Origin of the sequence: Dyella sp. 333MFSha, assembly GCF_900102405.1 — a bacterium.
Lineage (GTDB): Bacteria > Pseudomonadota > Gammaproteobacteria > Xanthomonadales > Rhodanobacteraceae > Luteibacter > Luteibacter mycovicinus.
Genome location: NZ_FNBR01000001.1, coordinates 97,178 through 114,503 on the forward strand (window position 1 = coordinate 97,178; position 17,326 = coordinate 114,503).

Annotated in this window: 10 protein-coding genes; 1 reads left to right on the forward strand and 9 read right to left on the reverse strand. The window is 61.5% G+C overall.

Annotated elements, in window-relative coordinates:
- Positions 1-127: 127 nt before the first annotated feature.
- Positions 128-532, forward strand: coding sequence for a DUF2802 domain-containing protein (locus BLT40_RS00475; RefSeq protein WP_043695293.1), 405 nt, complete (start codon positions 128-130; stop codon positions 530-532).
- Between the two features lie 36 nt (positions 533-568).
- Here BLT40_RS00475 and BLT40_RS19855 read toward each other — a convergent pair whose 3' ends face one another.
- From BLT40_RS19855 to BLT40_RS00515, 9 genes are all read right to left on the reverse strand, one after another.
- Positions 569-1,009 (reverse strand): hypothetical protein, encoded by a 441-nt coding sequence (locus BLT40_RS19855; RefSeq protein WP_139382809.1) that lies wholly within the window; start codon positions 1,007-1,009, stop codon positions 569-571.
- 991 nt (positions 1,010-2,000) lie between these two features.
- Entirely contained in the window at positions 2,001-2,438 is a 438-nt protein-coding gene (locus BLT40_RS19860; protein WP_143025807.1) for a hypothetical protein, read from the reverse strand.
- 108 nt (positions 2,439-2,546) lie between these two features.
- On the reverse strand, positions 2,547-3,911 hold the full coding sequence (locus BLT40_RS00485; protein WP_176809060.1) for an RHS repeat-associated core domain-containing protein: 1,365 nt from the start codon (positions 3,909-3,911) through the stop codon (positions 2,547-2,549).
- A 535-nt stretch (positions 3,912-4,446) separates the two neighbouring features.
- Positions 4,447-5,808: an RHS repeat-associated core domain-containing protein gene (locus tag BLT40_RS00490; protein WP_079522553.1), complete on the reverse strand. Its 1,362-nt coding sequence runs from the start codon at positions 5,806-5,808 to the stop codon at positions 4,447-4,449.
- A 325-nt stretch (positions 5,809-6,133) separates the two neighbouring features.
- The gene (locus tag BLT40_RS00495) at positions 6,134-6,565 is read right to left on the reverse strand and encodes a hypothetical protein (RefSeq protein ID WP_079522554.1); all 432 of its coding nucleotides are present in this window, start codon (positions 6,563-6,565) and stop codon (positions 6,134-6,136) included.
- A gap of 1 nt (position 6,566) precedes the next feature.
- Positions 6,567-9,407, reverse strand: a complete 2,841-nt coding sequence (locus BLT40_RS00500; RefSeq protein WP_176809061.1) for an RHS repeat-associated core domain-containing protein — start codon at positions 9,405-9,407, stop codon at positions 6,567-6,569.
- Between the two features lie 5 nt (positions 9,408-9,412).
- Positions 9,413-10,987, reverse strand: a complete 1,575-nt coding sequence (locus BLT40_RS00505) for a DUF6531 domain-containing protein (protein ID WP_090350704.1) — start codon at positions 10,985-10,987, stop codon at positions 9,413-9,415.
- Between the two features lie 118 nt (positions 10,988-11,105).
- Positions 11,106-13,400: an FdhF/YdeP family oxidoreductase gene (locus BLT40_RS00510; RefSeq protein ID WP_079522557.1), complete on the reverse strand. Its 2,295-nt coding sequence runs from the start codon at positions 13,398-13,400 to the stop codon at positions 11,106-11,108.
- Between the two features lie 171 nt (positions 13,401-13,571).
- A complete protein-coding gene (locus BLT40_RS00515; RefSeq protein ID WP_090352480.1) occupies positions 13,572-17,318 on the reverse strand; it encodes a translocation/assembly module TamB domain-containing protein in 3,747 nt (1,248 codons plus the stop codon).
- Positions 17,319-17,326: the final 8 nt, after the last annotated feature.

The window sequence follows — 17,326 nt, forward strand, 5'->3', positions numbered from 1 at the left end:
CCGCCCCCGCTCTGTGTAGGAGCCAGCCCCGCTGGCGACAGGCCTCGCACCACCGCACCAACCTGCATCTTCAGAATTCCCCCCCACTGAGTTACCGTGTCCCCGCTAACCCCGGAAGCCACCCCGCATGAACCCGATCGTCGGATACATCCTCATCGCACTCGCCGCCCTGAACCTGGTCGGCCTGCTGCTGGTGTTCCGCCGCCTCGGTAACGCGCCCGCGAAACCGGCACCCGCGCCCGTCGCCGAACCCGAGCAGACGCCCGCACCGCTCGCCGAACCTGCCATCGATCCGACGGCACTCAACACGATGCTTCGTCGCCTCGAGAACCGCCTTGGCGATATTGAAGAGCAGGTGCGTCGTGCGCCGACGGTGACGATTGCTTCCGAGCCGGGTAGCACGAGTGACCGGTCGCTGGCACTCGCGCAGCGCCTTGCGCGGCAGGGGGCTTCGCCGAAGGACATTGCGGAGACGTGTGGGATTTCGTTGACTGAGGCTGAGTTGCTGCATCGGTTGCACTCGGGGCGCTGATTTAGCGGCCTGACCTGTGCAGGTAGTGCTAGGTCATTACGTCGCTGTCCTTGGGCAGTAAGACTGACTGCCTCGATAGCTTGTCCAGACGACGCCAATGTAATAAATGGGATGGTCTTTATCGTTCGAGGCCTGTACCAGAAGGCTCGTGCCGCTTTTGCAGAACTTGACTTCATCCGGTCGTCGATCATCGTCGGATCGTACCCATCCTAACCTTGGGAGGGTTTCGACGTAATAAGCTATGACACTGGCCATTGGCGAGTCCGTCGAGACGTGCATGGTCGCGCCAACAATGACCGTCTTATCAAATGAGCGGATGCCACCGTCCATCCGGTCGCCAGGATGCAACGGTATAGCCTGCAGATCGCTCAATAACGAGGAGATCGGCAGGTGTGCTTCGGTGGTTCCGGCGAAAAGCGTAGCGATTCGGTCGCGTCCAAACAGAACCACGCCGGCAACAATTAAGGCGGTAACCATGCCCAGGATTCTGGTTCGCACGTTTCGCGTTACCATTTCTGGCCCGAGTTCGAGACGGGCTTCATAACTTCGACCGCACGATAGGACGCATTTCGAATGCCCACACCGCATTTGACCGAGGTAGCCGTCGACTTACAAGAAACGCGGTCGGTCAACCGTGAGAGGCTAAGGCCTGCAGGCATAACGCTGATAACCCTCCCACAGCCAAGGAAATCAGCATTCCCCCAAACGCCATGAACACCCGGCGACGCCACTTCAGTCCCGTCTCGGTTAGAAGAGACGGCGCGGTTAAGGCATTGAGGGGGTTCCATAACGTCCGTTTTGAGAACCGGTCTGACGACACTTTGAAGTTTCGCATGACTCCGAACGCCGACACTACGGTCAGCAGCCAGCAGCCTGCATGCGTAGCAAGGGCCAACACGAACAAACACAGGAATATCAAGACAATCCTCCAACATTTACCACATGCCGGGATAAGTCATTCCCGGATCTATCCCCAAGGGACCGATGCTTTTGCTACAGGTCGCACTGCTCGTGGTGCTGCCAATGTTCCTGAAGAAATTCACGGCATCTCGAACACCGAAGTGTGCCGTTCTCGTCGTGGTCAGCGATCCGGCGATTAGAAGCCCAACACCCGCCCCGACATTGTAGCTTGCGTATGTTGGTCGACTAATTGCACCGCTGACAGTGCCGCTGAATAGCCCGGCGCCACCCGTCACGGCGACAGTCGTCCCACTGATATTGCTCGCATCGTCCGAGCCGGGTAGCACGAGTGACCGGTCGCTGGCACTCGCGCAGCGACTGGCCCGGCAGGGGGCTTCCCCGAAAGACATTGCGGAGACATGTGGGATTTCGCTGACTTAGGCCGAGTTGTTGCATCGGTTGCATTTGGGGCGGTGTTTTGCGCGCTAAGCGCCGGCATACGCATGGCAATCGTGGTCTGCGAGATCAGCGTATTTTTGGGTTCGTCGGCCGTGGCGGTAAGAGGGGACTATTCGCTCGCCTTTGACAGTTTCGCGCACAAAGCTTCCTGACCGGCGTTGCATTCCCTGGAGGCGTGCAGGCGGATTTTCGCCAAGACGTCTTCTGGGATCGTCTCGTCAGACAAATGCGTGAGAACGAAGGTTTCGAATGCGGCATCTTTCCTGGTTAGCCGCGACAGTTGATCTATGTTCTTCCAGTCCTTGGCGAGGAGATTCGATATAACCTGGCTATATGCTCCCCACACTTCAACGACGTTTTCTCCGTTACACGACTGGTTGATTCGATACGCGTGATAGACGCCTTGCCAGTCGCGAAGGCGCGCGACGCTAGACTCGACATGTACTGATTCAGCAGGCGTGCATGTGGAAAGAGGCTCACCTGCTGCGACGGCTCCGGCGGCTGCGACAGAAGCAGCCGCCAAAGATAGATAACCTCTGATGCGCATGTTGATGCTCGACTGTCAGTGTAGTCAGGGGGTCGCCGGAGCGCTCCAGAAGGCGTATGGCCCCTGTAGCGGCATCTGTGGTGCGGATGCATCCGTTTGTAGCGAAGTTTACACCTGTGCGGCCTGCCCGATCAGTGCTTTGTGCTCTTCCCGAATGCAAGCCGCAGCCGGTACATCCCGGAACGTTGAACACGGCGTTGCCGTTTGTTCCATATGAGCGTTGGGAGCGTCGTCCGGGTGACGAGTACTGTATGAGTAGTTATAAGTTCCGTCTGCCCATGCGCCTCGGCTTCCGCGCTGAGCGTTATTGGCTGCAGGCTGTTCGCTGACGATATTGCCGTCTCGATCTCGAATGGTGACGGTATGCGTCGACTTGTTGAATGTCGCAGTAGAAAGCCCATTTGGGTCAATGTCTTCTAATGGCCTGCCGTCCACGTATGCGTAGGTCGTGGGCCCACCCTGGAGTCCGATCGGATCGCTCTGCAAGTACCGGCCGGACGCGGCATCGAAGCTGCGGTTGATGTTGTATTTCAATCCTGCCTCGCCATCGGCATATTGTCCTGGCAGCCGAAGATTAAGCACATAGCCCGACGCTGAAAGTGCCCTGTTCTCTCCGAATGGATTCAACGAATACGGCCAGTTCCAGATGATCGCACCGCCCGCCGATGTCACCGCCCGTGGCGACCCCAGGCCATCCGCGGTAACAAACCCAATCGTCGGCACCATCCCGCCATCCAACACGGCAACGGGCAAACCACCGATGGCCACATAGTCGCGCCGCGTCGTCCCTGAGGCTTCCGACACCAGCTGGCTCGCGTCGTCATAAACAAATCGCGTGGTGACCTTGCTCGCGGTCTTGGCAACGCGCTCATTATTGGCGTTGTACACATAGGTGCCCACGGTGCTTCCACCCTGCTGCACCACGGTCATCCGGTTACGGCCGTTATAGCCATAACCCCAGACGGTCCCGGCTGCAGCGTTACCCGTCGTATTCCCGTTCGCATCGTAGGTCCTCGATGCGGTCCCGGTCGCTGTCAGCCAGTGGGTCGCCGCCTGATACTTGTATGCGCCGGTATACGCTCCGGGAGCCGTCTTGCTCAACCGGTCACCGGTGGGGTTATAGGTGTAGGTCTCGATCGCCTTACCCGTCGCATCGTTCACCGAGGTCAGCCGGTAGAGCGGATCGTACAGATAGGTCGCCGAGGCACCGCTGGTCTCCGTGACCGCCTTGATGTTGCCCATGTAGTCGAGCGTGAAGCGCAGTTCCAACGCTGGGGACAACACTGCAGTGACGTTATAGCTCGCGTCGTAAGTACGTGACACGGTCTGCCCGTTGCCCAGCGTGTACGTCAGGATCGGCCCGAACGGCAGCCAGGTCACGCCACTGGCCACGACCTGCTCGGCCCCGCCGGTCGGCGTCACCCAGACGCCAGTGACCTCGCCGAGGGTGTCGTAGCCGTAGCGGACGATCATGCCGCATAGGGTCATGGCCTATCTAACGCTAGGGGGGCAGGTCAGTTTGAGCAGTGTTATGCGAAGACAGGCTGCAGAGTGTCGATAAGATGCTGTGCGCTCCACTTTAAATAGCTCGTTATCATTTGCTAACGTGGACGCGAGGTTATTTCGACGTTTCCGTAAAGATCGGCCCTGAAATTGAGTTTTGCGTCTGCTGGGTATGAGATGTCCAGGTGGTTGTCATCTTTCCACGTGAAGGTCAGTTCTATGGCTGAAATGTTTGCGGCAGATGGATTTTCGAGTACCAGAATATGAACCGGCTCGCCCTCCGAGTCGGGCCGGACAATGTCCACCGTCGTGAATACCCCGGCCGTGCCCGGGCCTCCGTATTGGGTAGTTTCGGCAACGGCGATTTTATCTCCGCTGGGCGCAACGGACTTGGCCGTCCAAACTACCGCTGAGTCTTTCCCGCAACCAGCGCACAGGGCAGCTGCCATCAGCGTGCAGGCTAAAGTTGTCCTAGTCGGGAAAATCTGATATCGGATTGCAAGGTTTAGCGAGCGTGGCATAAATTGCCTTCTTGTTGATTCCAGTAGCCGCGGGTGATGTTATTCACATTGGACGTCGGTATGTCTGGATAGTCCGTGCTCATCTCAATATCCGGACCATATTTTGACCGGGGTCGACCATACGCGTTCGCCGAACTGAGTGTTTCCGACAGACTCCAGCCGGCGGCACCTAGGTATACCCCATACACGTAGTTTGCATAGGCGGTAGAGCCACCGTACTGCACCTGTGCGTCCAGTCTGTCGCCGCGCTTGAAGTGATACAAGGTCGCGAAGTTGTAAGCCGCGCCCCCGGGTGTTCCCAAAGATCCCGGGCTATGCGGGTTGTAGGTGTAGATCGCATCATGGGAAGCTCGGCCAAGTTGCTCGTATTGCTGAGGTGTGGGCGCGGAACCGGAAGGATCACAGGCTTCCCCTGGACACAGTCCCGAGGCATCCCAATGTAGGAGCGGGTTTGCCAGGGCATATAGATAGGTATTGGTGCCTGCCTGCAGGCCCATTGGGTCGCTCTGAAGATAACGGCCCGTCGCCGCGTCGAATGACCGGTGCATGTTGTATTTTAAACCCGCCTCACCATCGGCATATTGCCCTGGTAACCGTAGATTGGGCACATACCCCGACGCCGAGACAGCCCTGTTCTCGCCAAACGGATTCAGCGAATACGGCCAGTTCCAAATTACCGCACCGGCCGTCGACGTGACCGCACGAGGTGACCCCAGGCCATCCGCGGTCACAAACCCAATCGTCGTCGCTGTCCCGCCATCCACCACAGCAACCGGCAGCCCACCGATGGCCACATAGTCGCGCCGCGTCGTCCCCGAGGCTTCCGACACCAGCTGGCTCGCCTCGTCATAAACAAATCGCGTGGTGACCTTGTTCGCGGTCGTCGCAATGCGCTCGTTATTGGCGTTGTACACATAGGTCCCGACGGTGCTTCCACCCTGCTGCACCACGGTCATTCGGTTTCGGCCGTTGTAGCCATAGCCCCAGACTGTGCCGGCGGCGTTTCCCGTCGTATTCCCGTTGGCATCGTAAGTCCGCGATGCGGTCCCGGTCGCTGTCAGCCAGTGGGTCCCCGCCTGATACTTGTATGCGCCGGTATACGCTCCGGGCGCCGTCTTGCTCAACCGGTCGCCGGTTGGGTTATAGGTGTAGGTCTCGATCGCCTTGCCGGTGGCATCGTTCACCGAGGTCAGCCGGTAGAGCGGATCGTACAGATAGGTCGCCGACGCACCACCGGTCTCCGTGACCGCCTTGATGTTGCCCATGTAGTCGAGCGTGAAGCGCAACTCGAGTGCCGGGGACACGACCGCGGTGACGCGATAAGTGGTGTCGTAGGTGCGTGACACGGTCTGCCCATTGCTAGCGTGTCGGTCAGGATCGGCCCGAACGGCAACCAGGTCACGCCTCTGGTCACGACCTGCTCGGCCCCGCCTGTCGGCGTCACCCAGACGCCACTGACCCGACCTAGGGTGTCGTAGTCGTAGCGGACGATCGCCACCGGGCCGGGTCTCGGTGAGTACGCGGTCCGCCGCCGTGTAGCTTTAACCCAGCACATCGGTGGCCGTGCCCTGGGTCTGCTTCTTTTTTTCTTTCGCAGCAATCGCATTGGCGATGTGCTGTTTGCGTCCCGCGTTGGCTTACATGCGAATGCGAAGCTGTGGCGACGTAATCTTAGTTTTTGTGTATCGATTCGATCGCAAGACCGACGTCTTTGCATGGCCCAACAACGGACATGCCAGGCTCGACCAAGGAGACAACCGTCCCTGTGACTGTAACTACGGACCCATTGAATGACGCTAAATCCTTGTCCATTGCGTCGTTGCCACGCTCGACTAGGATCGGTAGGCATGCATCCCTCTCCGCTTTGCGAACGGATGCCTCCCTCGGATAGATGGATCGATTCTCGAACTCATATCGAAGATAGCCCGTGACCGTCACCCGCTTTCCTGCCAAGGTGTCGGCATTTAAGAAGATCGCTTCTGGTGCAGTGCTCTTTCGATCTGCCGCACAGCCGGCAACGAGTATGGCGAAGACGCTTACTATGGATATCCAGACAAGATTGTTGCCGACAAAGCCGATGGTTTGCGCATTTCCATCTTTCATGCTAATTCCTTTGAAACGAGTTCAGCTGCTTGCGCGTTGCGTCGCGCTCAGGCCGAGAAAGCGAGCCGGATATAACGCGGTATTGGTACTGCCCGTCGACCTTCTCGACTACGCCAATTGTCCCGTTACGTACAATATAGTTTGGACGGGATGAGTCACGGATTTGACGGTCATCTCCGAAGCCCGGTGTCGGACTAAACCCAGCGGTGTGGGGATGTGAGTGACAGACGGCTACCGTGTTCACAGGGACGCTAAAGCTTCCTACGTAGCCCTTGGACGTTTTGATGCCGCTGCCTGGTCGTACTGAAAACACATCCGTAGGCGAAATTGCGCCATATGCCTCTTCTGGGCCGGACGAATCTAGCCTCCATGCGTTCGTAGCGGCGACCTCGTCTGTTTCCACCGTTCCCTGAACGGTCACGTGGTCGCTGCTCTCGTCGTCATAATTCGATGCGTCAATGCACATGCCCTGCGCTTTCAGTTGAGGTGGGCATGCTAGCCCAGAAGCATCTGACCCAGACAAGGGACTGTTGCCTGCATAGCTGTAGGTAGATGGTCCTCCGAATAATCCAATCGGATCACTTTGGAGGTACCTGCTGGACGCGGCATCGAAGCTCCGGTTCAGGTTGTACTTGAGTCCAGCTTCCCCGTCGGCATACTGCCCCGGGAACCGCAGATTAAGGACATACCCCGATGCCGAGACCGCCCTGTTCTCCCCGAACGGATTCAAGGAATAAGGCCAGTTCCAGATGACCGCACCGCCCGCCGATGTCACCGCCCGTGGCGACCCCAGGCCATCCGCGGTAACAAACCCAATCGTCGGCACCGTCCCGCCATCCAACACGGCAACGGGCAAACCACCAATCGCCACATACTCACGCCGCGTCGTCCCCGAAGCTTCCGATACGAGCTGGCTCGCCTCGTCATAAACAAATCGCGTGGTGACCTTGCTCGCCGTCTTCGCAACGCGCTCGTTATTGGCGTTGTACACATAGGTGCCGATGGTGCTTCCACCCTGCTGCACCACGGTCATTCGGTTTCGGCCGTTGTAGCCATAGCCCCAGACTGTGCCGGCGGCCGCGTTGCCCGTTGTATTGCCGTTGGCATCGTAAGTCCGCGATGCGGTCCCGGTCGCGGTCAGCCAGTGCGTCCCGGCCTGATACGTGTACGCGCCGGTGTACGCTCCCGGTGCCGTCTTGCTCAGCCGGTCGCCGGTTGGGTTATAGGTGTAAGTCTCGATCGCTTTACCCGTCCCGTCGTTCACCGAGGTCAGCCGGTAGAGCGGATCGTATAGATAGGTCGCCGATGCTCCGCCGGTCTCCGTGACTGCTTTGATATTGCCCATGTAGTCGAGCGTGAAGCGCAGCTCGAGTGCCGGGGACACGACCGCGGTGACGCGATAATTGGCGTCATAGGTGCGCGACACGGTCTGCCCGTTACCCAGCGTGTAGGTCAGGATCGGCCCAAACGGCAACCAGGTCACGCCACTGGCCACGACCTGCTCGGGCCCGCCGGTCGGCGTCACCCAGACGCCACTGACCTGACCAAGGGTGTCGTAGCCGTAGCGGACGATCGCACCGCCGGGCCGTGTCTCGGTCAGCACGCGGTCCGCCGCCGTGTAGCTGTAACCCAGCGTATCGGTGACGGTGCCCTGGGTCTGCTTCTTCTGGATGACGTTGCCACGCTTGTCGTAGCAGTAGATCGTCGTAACCGCCTGCTCGACGACGCGTGTCAGGTGCCCGATCGGCGCGGACGCGGCGCAGCCGGTGACCGTATTGGCCTCGTCGTAGTGATAGGCCGCATTGAGCGTGGTATCGGTATATGAGGCCGACAAGGGGCGATTGAGGGCATCGTAGGCGTACGTCGTGACGATGCCGCGCGCATCGGTCCTGGTCAGCGGGTTGCCGGCGGCGTCCACGGTAAACGTGGTCGTGCCCGTGTCCGGGCTATGGATGCCAGTGAGGTCGCCCAGCCCGTTGTGGTCGTAGATGGTGTTGAGGCCGGAGGGATCGCTGACCGCTTCAAGGTTGTCGCTGGCATCGTATGAGGACACCGACTGTGTGTTGGCCGTGCCCGCGCTGGTGCCGTTGTAATCGTCGATCGTACTGACCAGGCGGTTGAGCGCATCGTAACCCTGCTTGCGCTGCACACCCTTGACGTCTGCGCTATGGACCGGGTGGCCCTCGGCGTCGTACCCGTCGGTGGTGTTGAAGGCCAGGATGGCGCGGTTGAGCCCGTCGACCACGGTGAGCAGCTGGCCCAGGCTGTTGAACGTGCGCGTCATCGAGCGCTTGAGCGTGCCGGCGGCGTTGAAGGTCTGCTCCTTCGTCCGGTTGCCGGCGGCGTCGAGCGTGTACTGGATCCGGTTGCCCGCACCATCGGTGATGGTCGTCAGGCGGCTGGCATCGTCGAAGGTGTACTTGAGGACCACGCCATCCGCGTCCTTGGTCTGGACCACGTTACCGACGGCGTCGTAGGTGACGGTGGTCGTCGCGGGCGTGCCCGTCGCATCGCGTGTGGTGGTGGCGAGCCAGCCTTCCGGGGTGTAGGTCAGTGACGTGACCACGCCGTTGGCGTCGACGATGCGCCCGGGGTTTCCATAAGGGTCGTAGGTGTCATACGTCGTGACGTGCCCTAGGGCATCGGTCACGGTGGCCAGGCGGCCCTGCGTGTCGTAGGCGTAACGGGTGACGTCCGATACGTCCGTGCGTGGGCCGTCGACCGACGCGACGAGGCCGCTGGTGTTGTACGTCACGGTCGATGTGCGATCGGCGGTGGCGGCGTGGCTCATGGCCGCGCAGAGGGCGAGGGCGAGCGGGGTCCAGCGCAGTCCCTTGGTCATGTGCATCACTCCTTGATCGAATGCGTCTGAGTGGAGAGCAGGCGGCCCTGGGTGTCGTAGCTGTAGGTGGTCACCCGGTCGGCGGTGGTCACCGTCTTGGGCCGGAAGCTGGTGCCGTCCCAGGTGGTGGTCGTGACGCGCTGCTGGGCGGTGCCCTTGGCTTCGGTTTTGGAAATGATGCGGCCTTGCGTGTCGTAGACAAGGGCGGTGATGTGGCCGAGTGCGTCGGTCTGCGTCGCGATCTGTCCGCGGGCGTCATAGGTGAAGGACGAGTTGCTGATCGGGCAGCCGGGGGCAGGGGCACCCGATACCGACATCATCTGCTTCGTGCCAGCCACGAGCGCATATTTGTACGTGACGACGTGGCCCAGTGCATTGGTCACCGTCGTCGTGCCGTCGTCGGCGTAGGAGACAGTCGTTTTGTCCGCACCGCCGCTATGCTGGCTGGACGTGGCTCGTCCCTGGGTATCGTAGGTCCAGGTCGCAGCCCTGACGCCCTTCTCGTCGATAAGGCCGGTCAGAAGGAGTGGGTTGTTCGGATCGTCATATACATAGGACCGTGACACCGACTTGCCGCCGAGCGCCCGCGTGACCGACGTCAGCGTGCCGCCATCGCTGTAAACGTAAGTTGCGGTCAGTGCGCCCGCCGTCAGCTTGACAAGGTGCGAGCTGAAGTCTTCCGTAAAGGACAGGACATGGCCGCGCGAATCGGTGACGGTGACGAGGTTGTTGTAGTTTTCGTCGAAATCGTAGGTGAGCTTCTGGGTAAGCCCAGACGCAAGCTTCCAGGCCGTCAGCTGACCATCACTGTTGAAGGTCATGGTTTCATTTGTGGGTGACGAATAGACCCAGTTGGCGCCCGATTTCACAAGGCTGCCGCGCTCAGTGGACTCGGCCGTTGCAACGTTCGCCGTCACGGTAAAGATCGACGCGCGACCGTCCTCGAAGGTCAGGATGGCCGAGCCGTTCGTGACAATGAGAGACGCGCCGTAACTGTGCCGCCAGCGGCCTTCTGCGCCATTGTAGAAACGTTCGAAACGAAGCTCGCCGTCGGCATCCGCGAAATCGATCTGCCGCTCGAACTTGTTGCCAATGGCAATATTGATCGGGTTACCGGCGCAGTTGTCTGGATGGTTGTCCGGATCGTTATTGGGATCGCCGTTCTGTCTACGCTGCGCGTAATCGCTGAGCGGTCCGCACTTCCCCGCATAGGGATCGAACACTAGCCCGGGTCCGCACATCTCACCCTGGACACTAATGATATGGCGAAAGTCAGAGACCGACCATGAGGAGCCATCGATGGTGCCGGTCCAGCTTTCGACGCAATCGTACGTCACGTACGGCAATGTGAGCGGATTCCAAACGGGCGGCCGATACGCCAGCATGTAATCGTTGTCGAACTGCGACAGGTAGTCGATGTCTTTCGCGTAACCCGCACGGCACGCGTCTTCAGCACTCGAATAGTGCACGAGATCCGGTGGCATGGGGTAGCCAGGATCCAGCGCAAACCATATTTCCTCGGCTTGAGCGGAGGCCATCGTCATGACAAACAGACACAGAATCCCGAAGACGGTCTTCATACCTTTCCCTGGCAGCTGATTGTGAATGGGCACAATGCTGCATCTGCGGAATTCGGGGCGAGACCGGCGTCACATTTTTCCCGACATGACAGCTATTGAATGCGATCACGTCCTCCGATCATGTGGGTTCTTTTCCGGCGGAGATTCGCACCGGCACACCCTTGGCCGCGGGCGTCTTCGAATCCACGTCGTGGTACCACAAGGGCATAAGCGGGTTCATTTCCGGGTAGTATCCGCCGACGCAGCCCGAAGGCAGATTGAACGCCGTAACGGTGAGGCCTCCGACCAACCGTTCGGCGCCATCGCCAGCATCGCCAACCAGCGACACCACGTCGCCCACGTGGAGCCCATCGCGCTCGATATCCTGCGGGTTCATCAGCAACACGGATCGCGAGCCCTCGAGCCCACGCAACCGGTCACTATGTCCGTAGATCGTCGTGTTGAACTGATCGTTGGACCGCATCGTGATCAGGTGGTACCGGCCAGGCGCGTCACCGACGCCGACGGCCGAGAGAACGGTCGGCGTGGTGAACCTTGCCTTGCCGGTCTCTGTTTTCCAGTCACGTTCACGCGCCGGATTCCCGCGATAGAAGCCGCCGGCATCGAACATGCGCGCGTTGTAATCCTTGAACTGGTCCGGGTACGTCGCTTCGATCAGATCGCGGATCTTGCCGTAGTCAGCGGTCCATTCATCCCAGCGCCATGTCGGGTTGGGAGGCAGCGTCGCCTTGGCGATGCCGGCGACGATGGCGACCTCGGATCGCAGGTGCTCACTGGCCGGTTTCCGCTTGCCGATCGAGCCATGGATGTGGCTGAAGCTGTCCTCCATCGATACGGACTGGCTTCCCGACGCCTGCACGTCGTCCTCGGAACGCGCGAGGCAGGGCAGGAGATAGGAGGCCTTGCCATGCACGAGATGGCTGCGATTGAGCTTGGTCGCGATATAGACCGTGATCGCCTGCGCGGACCACGCGGCCTCCACGATCTCCTGGTCGGGGATGGCTCGGACGAAATTGCCCCCAAGGCTGATGAATCCTTTCACCGTGCCGGCGAGAATGCCTTCGCAGGTTTCCACCGTACCCATGCCCTTGTCGCGCGGCGGCTCGAAGTCGAACTGCCTGGCGAGTACATCGAGCGGTACCAGCTCCGGCTTCTCCGAGATGCCGACCGTACGCTGGCCCTGAACGTTGGAATGACCACGCACCGGGCATGCGCCCGCCCCGTCGCGGCCGATATGACCGCCAAGCAGCAGCATGTTCACCAGCATGCCGATGGACTGAGTTCCGTGGACATGCTGCGTCAGTCCCATGCCGTAGACGGCAATGACGTTCTTCGCGGTGGCGTAGACGTCCGCGGCGGCTTCGAGGTCCGCACGCGTAAGACCGGATTCGCGTTCGATATCGTGCCACGCGGTCGCATGTACCTTCGTGGCGAAGTCGTCGAACTCGCTGGTGTGCTGGGCGATGAAGTCACGGTCGAAAACACCGTCTTCGCCACCTTCGCGACGGGCCGCATCGAGGGCGAACGCATGCTTGCACATACCCATCATTGCCGCGATGTCGCCGCCCGGGCGCACCTGCAGATACATGTGCGAAAGTTCGGTGGCGTGGCCGCTCAGCATCTGCATCGGGTTCTGCGGATTGATGAAGCGAACCAAGCCTTGTTCGCGTACGGGATTGAACGTGAGGATCTTGCAGCCCCGCTTAACGGCTTCCTGCAGCGGATGGAGAAAGCGCGGACTGTTGGTGCCCGGGTTCTGGCCGAAGTAGAGGATCACGTCGCACGTCTCGAAGTCTTCGAGTACGCAGGTCCCGACCGGCGACCCGATGACCTGCTTCAGGCCGACCGAGGTCGTTTCGTGACACATGTTCGAGCTGTCGGGCAGGTTGTTGTTGCCGTAGAAGCGCGCGGTAAGTCCGTAGAGGTAGGACTGTTCGAGTGCGGACTTGCCGGAGGCGTAGAAAATAACGGACTTCGGGTCCAGCGTCCTGAGTGTCGCTCCGATGCCTGCGAAAGCTTCGTCCCAGGTGCAGGCGAGGTATTTATCCGTCGCGGCGTCGTAGCGCATGGGCTCGGTCAGGCGACCCTGCATCTCGAGGTCGTAGTCCTGCCAGTCGAGCAACTCCGTAACCGTATGTGCGGCGAAGAAGTCGGGCGTGCAGCGATCCGATGTCAGCTCCCACAGGGTCGACTTGGCGCCGTTCTCGCAGAATTCGAATTTGTGCGGATGTTTTGGCTTGCCCCAGGCGCACGATGTACACATGAAGCCGTGGGGTTTGTTCTGGTGAAGCAGGGTGTCGAGGGAGGCCGGCGTTGGCTTTTCTCGCAGGAGCACCTTGGCCATACCGGAGACGGAGCCCCAGCCACCGGAAGCGCCTTCGTGCTGGATCTCTTCGGCTTTGCGGGATGTCATGACTCGTCTCCGATATCTGTATCTATCGGGACGAGGGAATCATGTGGATCGTGATGGGGGTGGGAACCACGTGTGAGGCATCGCCTCGTCGGCTTTAGCGGCGTTGAGGGTTCGCCAGCAGGCTGGCTCCTACCTTTGGGTGCCGCGGCCTGGGGGACGCGGCACCATCGGTCAGCGTTCGAGGCGGTAGTTGAGGCTGGCGCGGCTGAAGTCTGTCGCGTTCTGCGCTTCGAAGTTCCACTTGTGGCTGAAGAGGTAGCGCAGGGTGATGACCTGACCCGGGTCGAACAGGCCCACGCCGTAGCTGAGGTAGAGCCGGGGTGAGAGGTACTTGCCCACGGTGAATGCCGAGGTGCCACCCAGCGCATCGTTGTTCGATACGCCGATGTCGTCGACGCCGATCTTCGAGCCGACACTCTTCGCCAGCAGGTCGCCAGCGGCCGAGCCCAGCGCCTGTGCGGCGGCACCCACCATGTTCCCTTCGCCACCTTTCACCTGCGACAGCGGCTTGCCGGTGACGAGGTAGGAGAGAGCGTCGGACTGTTCCATCACGGGATTCGAGAACACGGTAAGGATGGGACGCTGCGCGGTGCCGGAGACGTACAGGCCGACCTTCTGCCCGTCGTCGATCGTGGCGTTCGGGTTGAGCGTACGCGCCGCGCGGATATTGAGGCCGGGATTGTCGATGGGCGTGCTGGCGAACAACAGCTGACCCTGTTCGATCCTCAGGTCCTGACCGTAGGCCTTATAGGTACCGTCGACGCCGATCTGGCCCTGACCCGTCGTCGCACGACCGGGACGCTCACGTACATCGAGCTGACCGGTGATACGACCATCGATGCCGAAACCGACCAGGTGAACCTTCTGCCCCAGATCGACGCGAATATCCGCGCTGATCGGCGTCGCTTCAGCGGCGGCCTCCTGCTGTTTGTCATCGACGACCACGACGTCGGGCGACGCTTTGGTCGCGCCGGAGCCGGGCAGTCGCTCGACGTTGACGTCCGCCAGATCGATGCCGACCTTCCCGGTGACGTTCATGCCCTTCGCATCCTGCACGATCGTCAGGTTGGGCGAAATGATCGCCTTCGCCGCGGGGATGTCGACGGCGGTGAACTTGGAACCTTCGACGCCGATGCGCATCGTCGCGCCGGTGCCGATCAGCGCGGTGCCCTTGATGCCGAGCGTGCCATCGCCGGAGCGCACGGTGCCGTCGACAGCGAAGTTCTTCGCGTCGGTGGTGTTTACGCTGAAGCGGCCGTCCTTCAGCTTGAGGCCGGCGCTCGGTACCTCCGCCGCGAAGCTATCGACCACGGCCTGGCCGGTGACGGCGGGATTGGCAACGGTGCCGCCGAGGTTGAAGTTCGCATCGAGGCCGCCCTTCACTTCGGCGAGTTCCGTCGTGAACAGCTCGATGAGACCGAGGTTCTTCAGATGCAGCGCAACGTTGCCGCCGAGCGCCTGCTGCGCGCCGGTGAGCGATACGTTGCCGGCCAGCGTACCGCCGTCATTGAGGTTGGCGCTGAGCGTCAAACGCTGATTGTCGGGCGCAAGCTGCGCATTGGCCGTCAGGTTGTCGTATACCAGCAGAGGCTGGTCGGCGTGGTCGGCATAAGCGACCGTGCCATGCGCGGAGTGAACATTCGCCTGACCTGACAGGGCGCCGGCGGCGGTGCGACGAATGCTGCCGTCACCTTCGATGATGCCGTCGGCGCGCATCGGGCTATCCGACGCCTCGGCCGCGGTCATGAGCAAGGCGAGCGGCACCTGACGCAGGCGGTAGCTGGCGTCGAGGTTGCCACCCTTATCCTGTCTTGCGGCCACGCAGAGCAGGGGATCGCCGGCCGTGAGGCACAGGTCGCTCATGCTCATCGCGCCGTCCTTGTACGCGAGCTGGCTCGCGTTCTGCAGGCGCCAGCGCGGCAGATTCTGGTAGTCGATATTGAGCGTGGACAGCGTGCCGTTCCAGGCACCGTCGCGCAGGCCTCCGGACAGCTGCAGGTCGGCGGTGAGCGGACGGCCCTTCGCATCGATGCTGAGCTGGTGCTTCTCTTGCGTGCCGTTGGCGTTGACGGCAAGGCGCTCGAACAGCAACCCACCCGCATTGACGCCGGTACCGACAATGGCGAGCTTACCGCCCGGCGCGCTTACGTCGGGCACATCGGCATCGACGGTCAACGCGTCGATCTTTTGACCCGCGTAAACGATGGCGCTGCCGCGCACGCTTGCCTTCACCGCAAGCTTCGGCACATTGCCCTTCGCCGAAATGTCACCCTGCACGCGGCCACCCGCGTCAGGCAGCCAGTCCCCGAGCGAGGCGATGGCGAGCTTCAGCGTCGCGTCGTTCGAGGTGTCGCCCCTGGCATCCAGACGAATCGTGCTGCCGCCGGAGGCAACGTCGAGCGTGCCGTTGACGACTTCGTTGGGTTTCAGCGTGAGCTCGCCGTTGCCGCGCAGCGGACGCTGGCGCAGGGTGCCGTCGAGCTTGCGCAGCGTGAGCGTGCCCAGCGGCTGGTTGTCGACCAGACGACCTTCGGTCGACATGTCGAGATTCAGCGCACCCGGCCATTCGGCAAGCAACTGGCCGGGGTCGAAGCGGTCGCCCTTGACGTCGAGTTTCCACGCGAGCGCGGGCTGCAGCGTCAGCGTGCCGCTGGCGCCGAGGCTGCCGTCGGCCTGCCTGAGCTGCACGGTGTGCATCGTGATGAGGTCGGGCTTGCCATCGACATCGAGCGTGAACTTGCCGACGTGACCGGGCGGGCCGATGTCGATATCGCCCGCGGCGTGGTACGCCTCGGCGCTGCCCTTGAAGCCGAGCTGGCCGGTGCTGGCGAGATCCTGGCCGGCGACGCTGGCCGGGACCAGCACGTCCTTCCAGTTGAGCGCGAGATCCGCCGACAACGGCGTGGCGGCAATCTCCACGGTGCCCTTTGCCGTGAGCGTCCCCTTGACCTGCGGCGAGCCGACCGTGAGCTCGTCCAGCGTCAGGCGCTTGTACTCGTGGTCGAACGTGGCCTTCAGCGGCGCGAGGTGCACCCGGTAATCGTTGAGGTCGAGATCGCCGGTGAGGTTGGCGCCGTAGCGGTCGCCGCTGCCTTTCACGGCTAGGCCGAGCGAGGTCAGGCTGCTGTCGCCGATCAGCGGCTTGGGATCGAAGCGGGGCGCGTCGATGGACGCCGTCCACGGGAAGTCGCCGCTCTGCGTCAGATTCGCATCGACCTGCGCGACGAGCGGGAGCGTGAGCTTGACGATGGTGTGGGCCTTGTCGCCGTCGCTATGCGCTTCGACATTGCCCGCGTAATCGATATCGCCGACTTTCCAGCGGAAGCTGGCCTTGCCATCACCCTGATAGTTCTTGCCCACCGCCAGCGTGCCACCGAGGTCGGCCTGACCATCGGGCGCGCGCAGCGCGAGCGTCTTCAGTGCAATGCCTTTCGCGGTCCAGGAGCCAGCGAGATCCAGCGAGTTGGATTCGAACAGGGGCTGGCCCTGCTGGGTCACGCGGACGTGCCCGACCTTGACCTTGTCCAGCACGATGTCCAGCGGCGGCTTGAGCGAGAACGGCTCGGACGGCTGCGTGTCGGGCTCGCTGGGGCCTAGCGCCACGTCGATCCCGTCGGCGGTGAGCGTGTACACGTGCGCCGTCTTGCGCAGCAGTGCGCCGAACGAGAAGTCGAGGTGCGCCGACGCGACGCGCACGTCCATGCCCTTGCCGTCGCGGTAGCGGACGCCAGCGAGATCGAGCGGGCCGGCGAGACGACCTTCGGCTTTGTCGACGGTCAGGGCATTGTCGGTGAAACCCTGTGCACGGGCCAGCGCAAAGCGCAGGCCGGATGCCGTGCCGACCAGCCACCACACGGCCAGCACGACGACGAGCAACAGCGCACCGAGCGCGATACCGATACGGAGAAACCATTTCATGCCGGTGC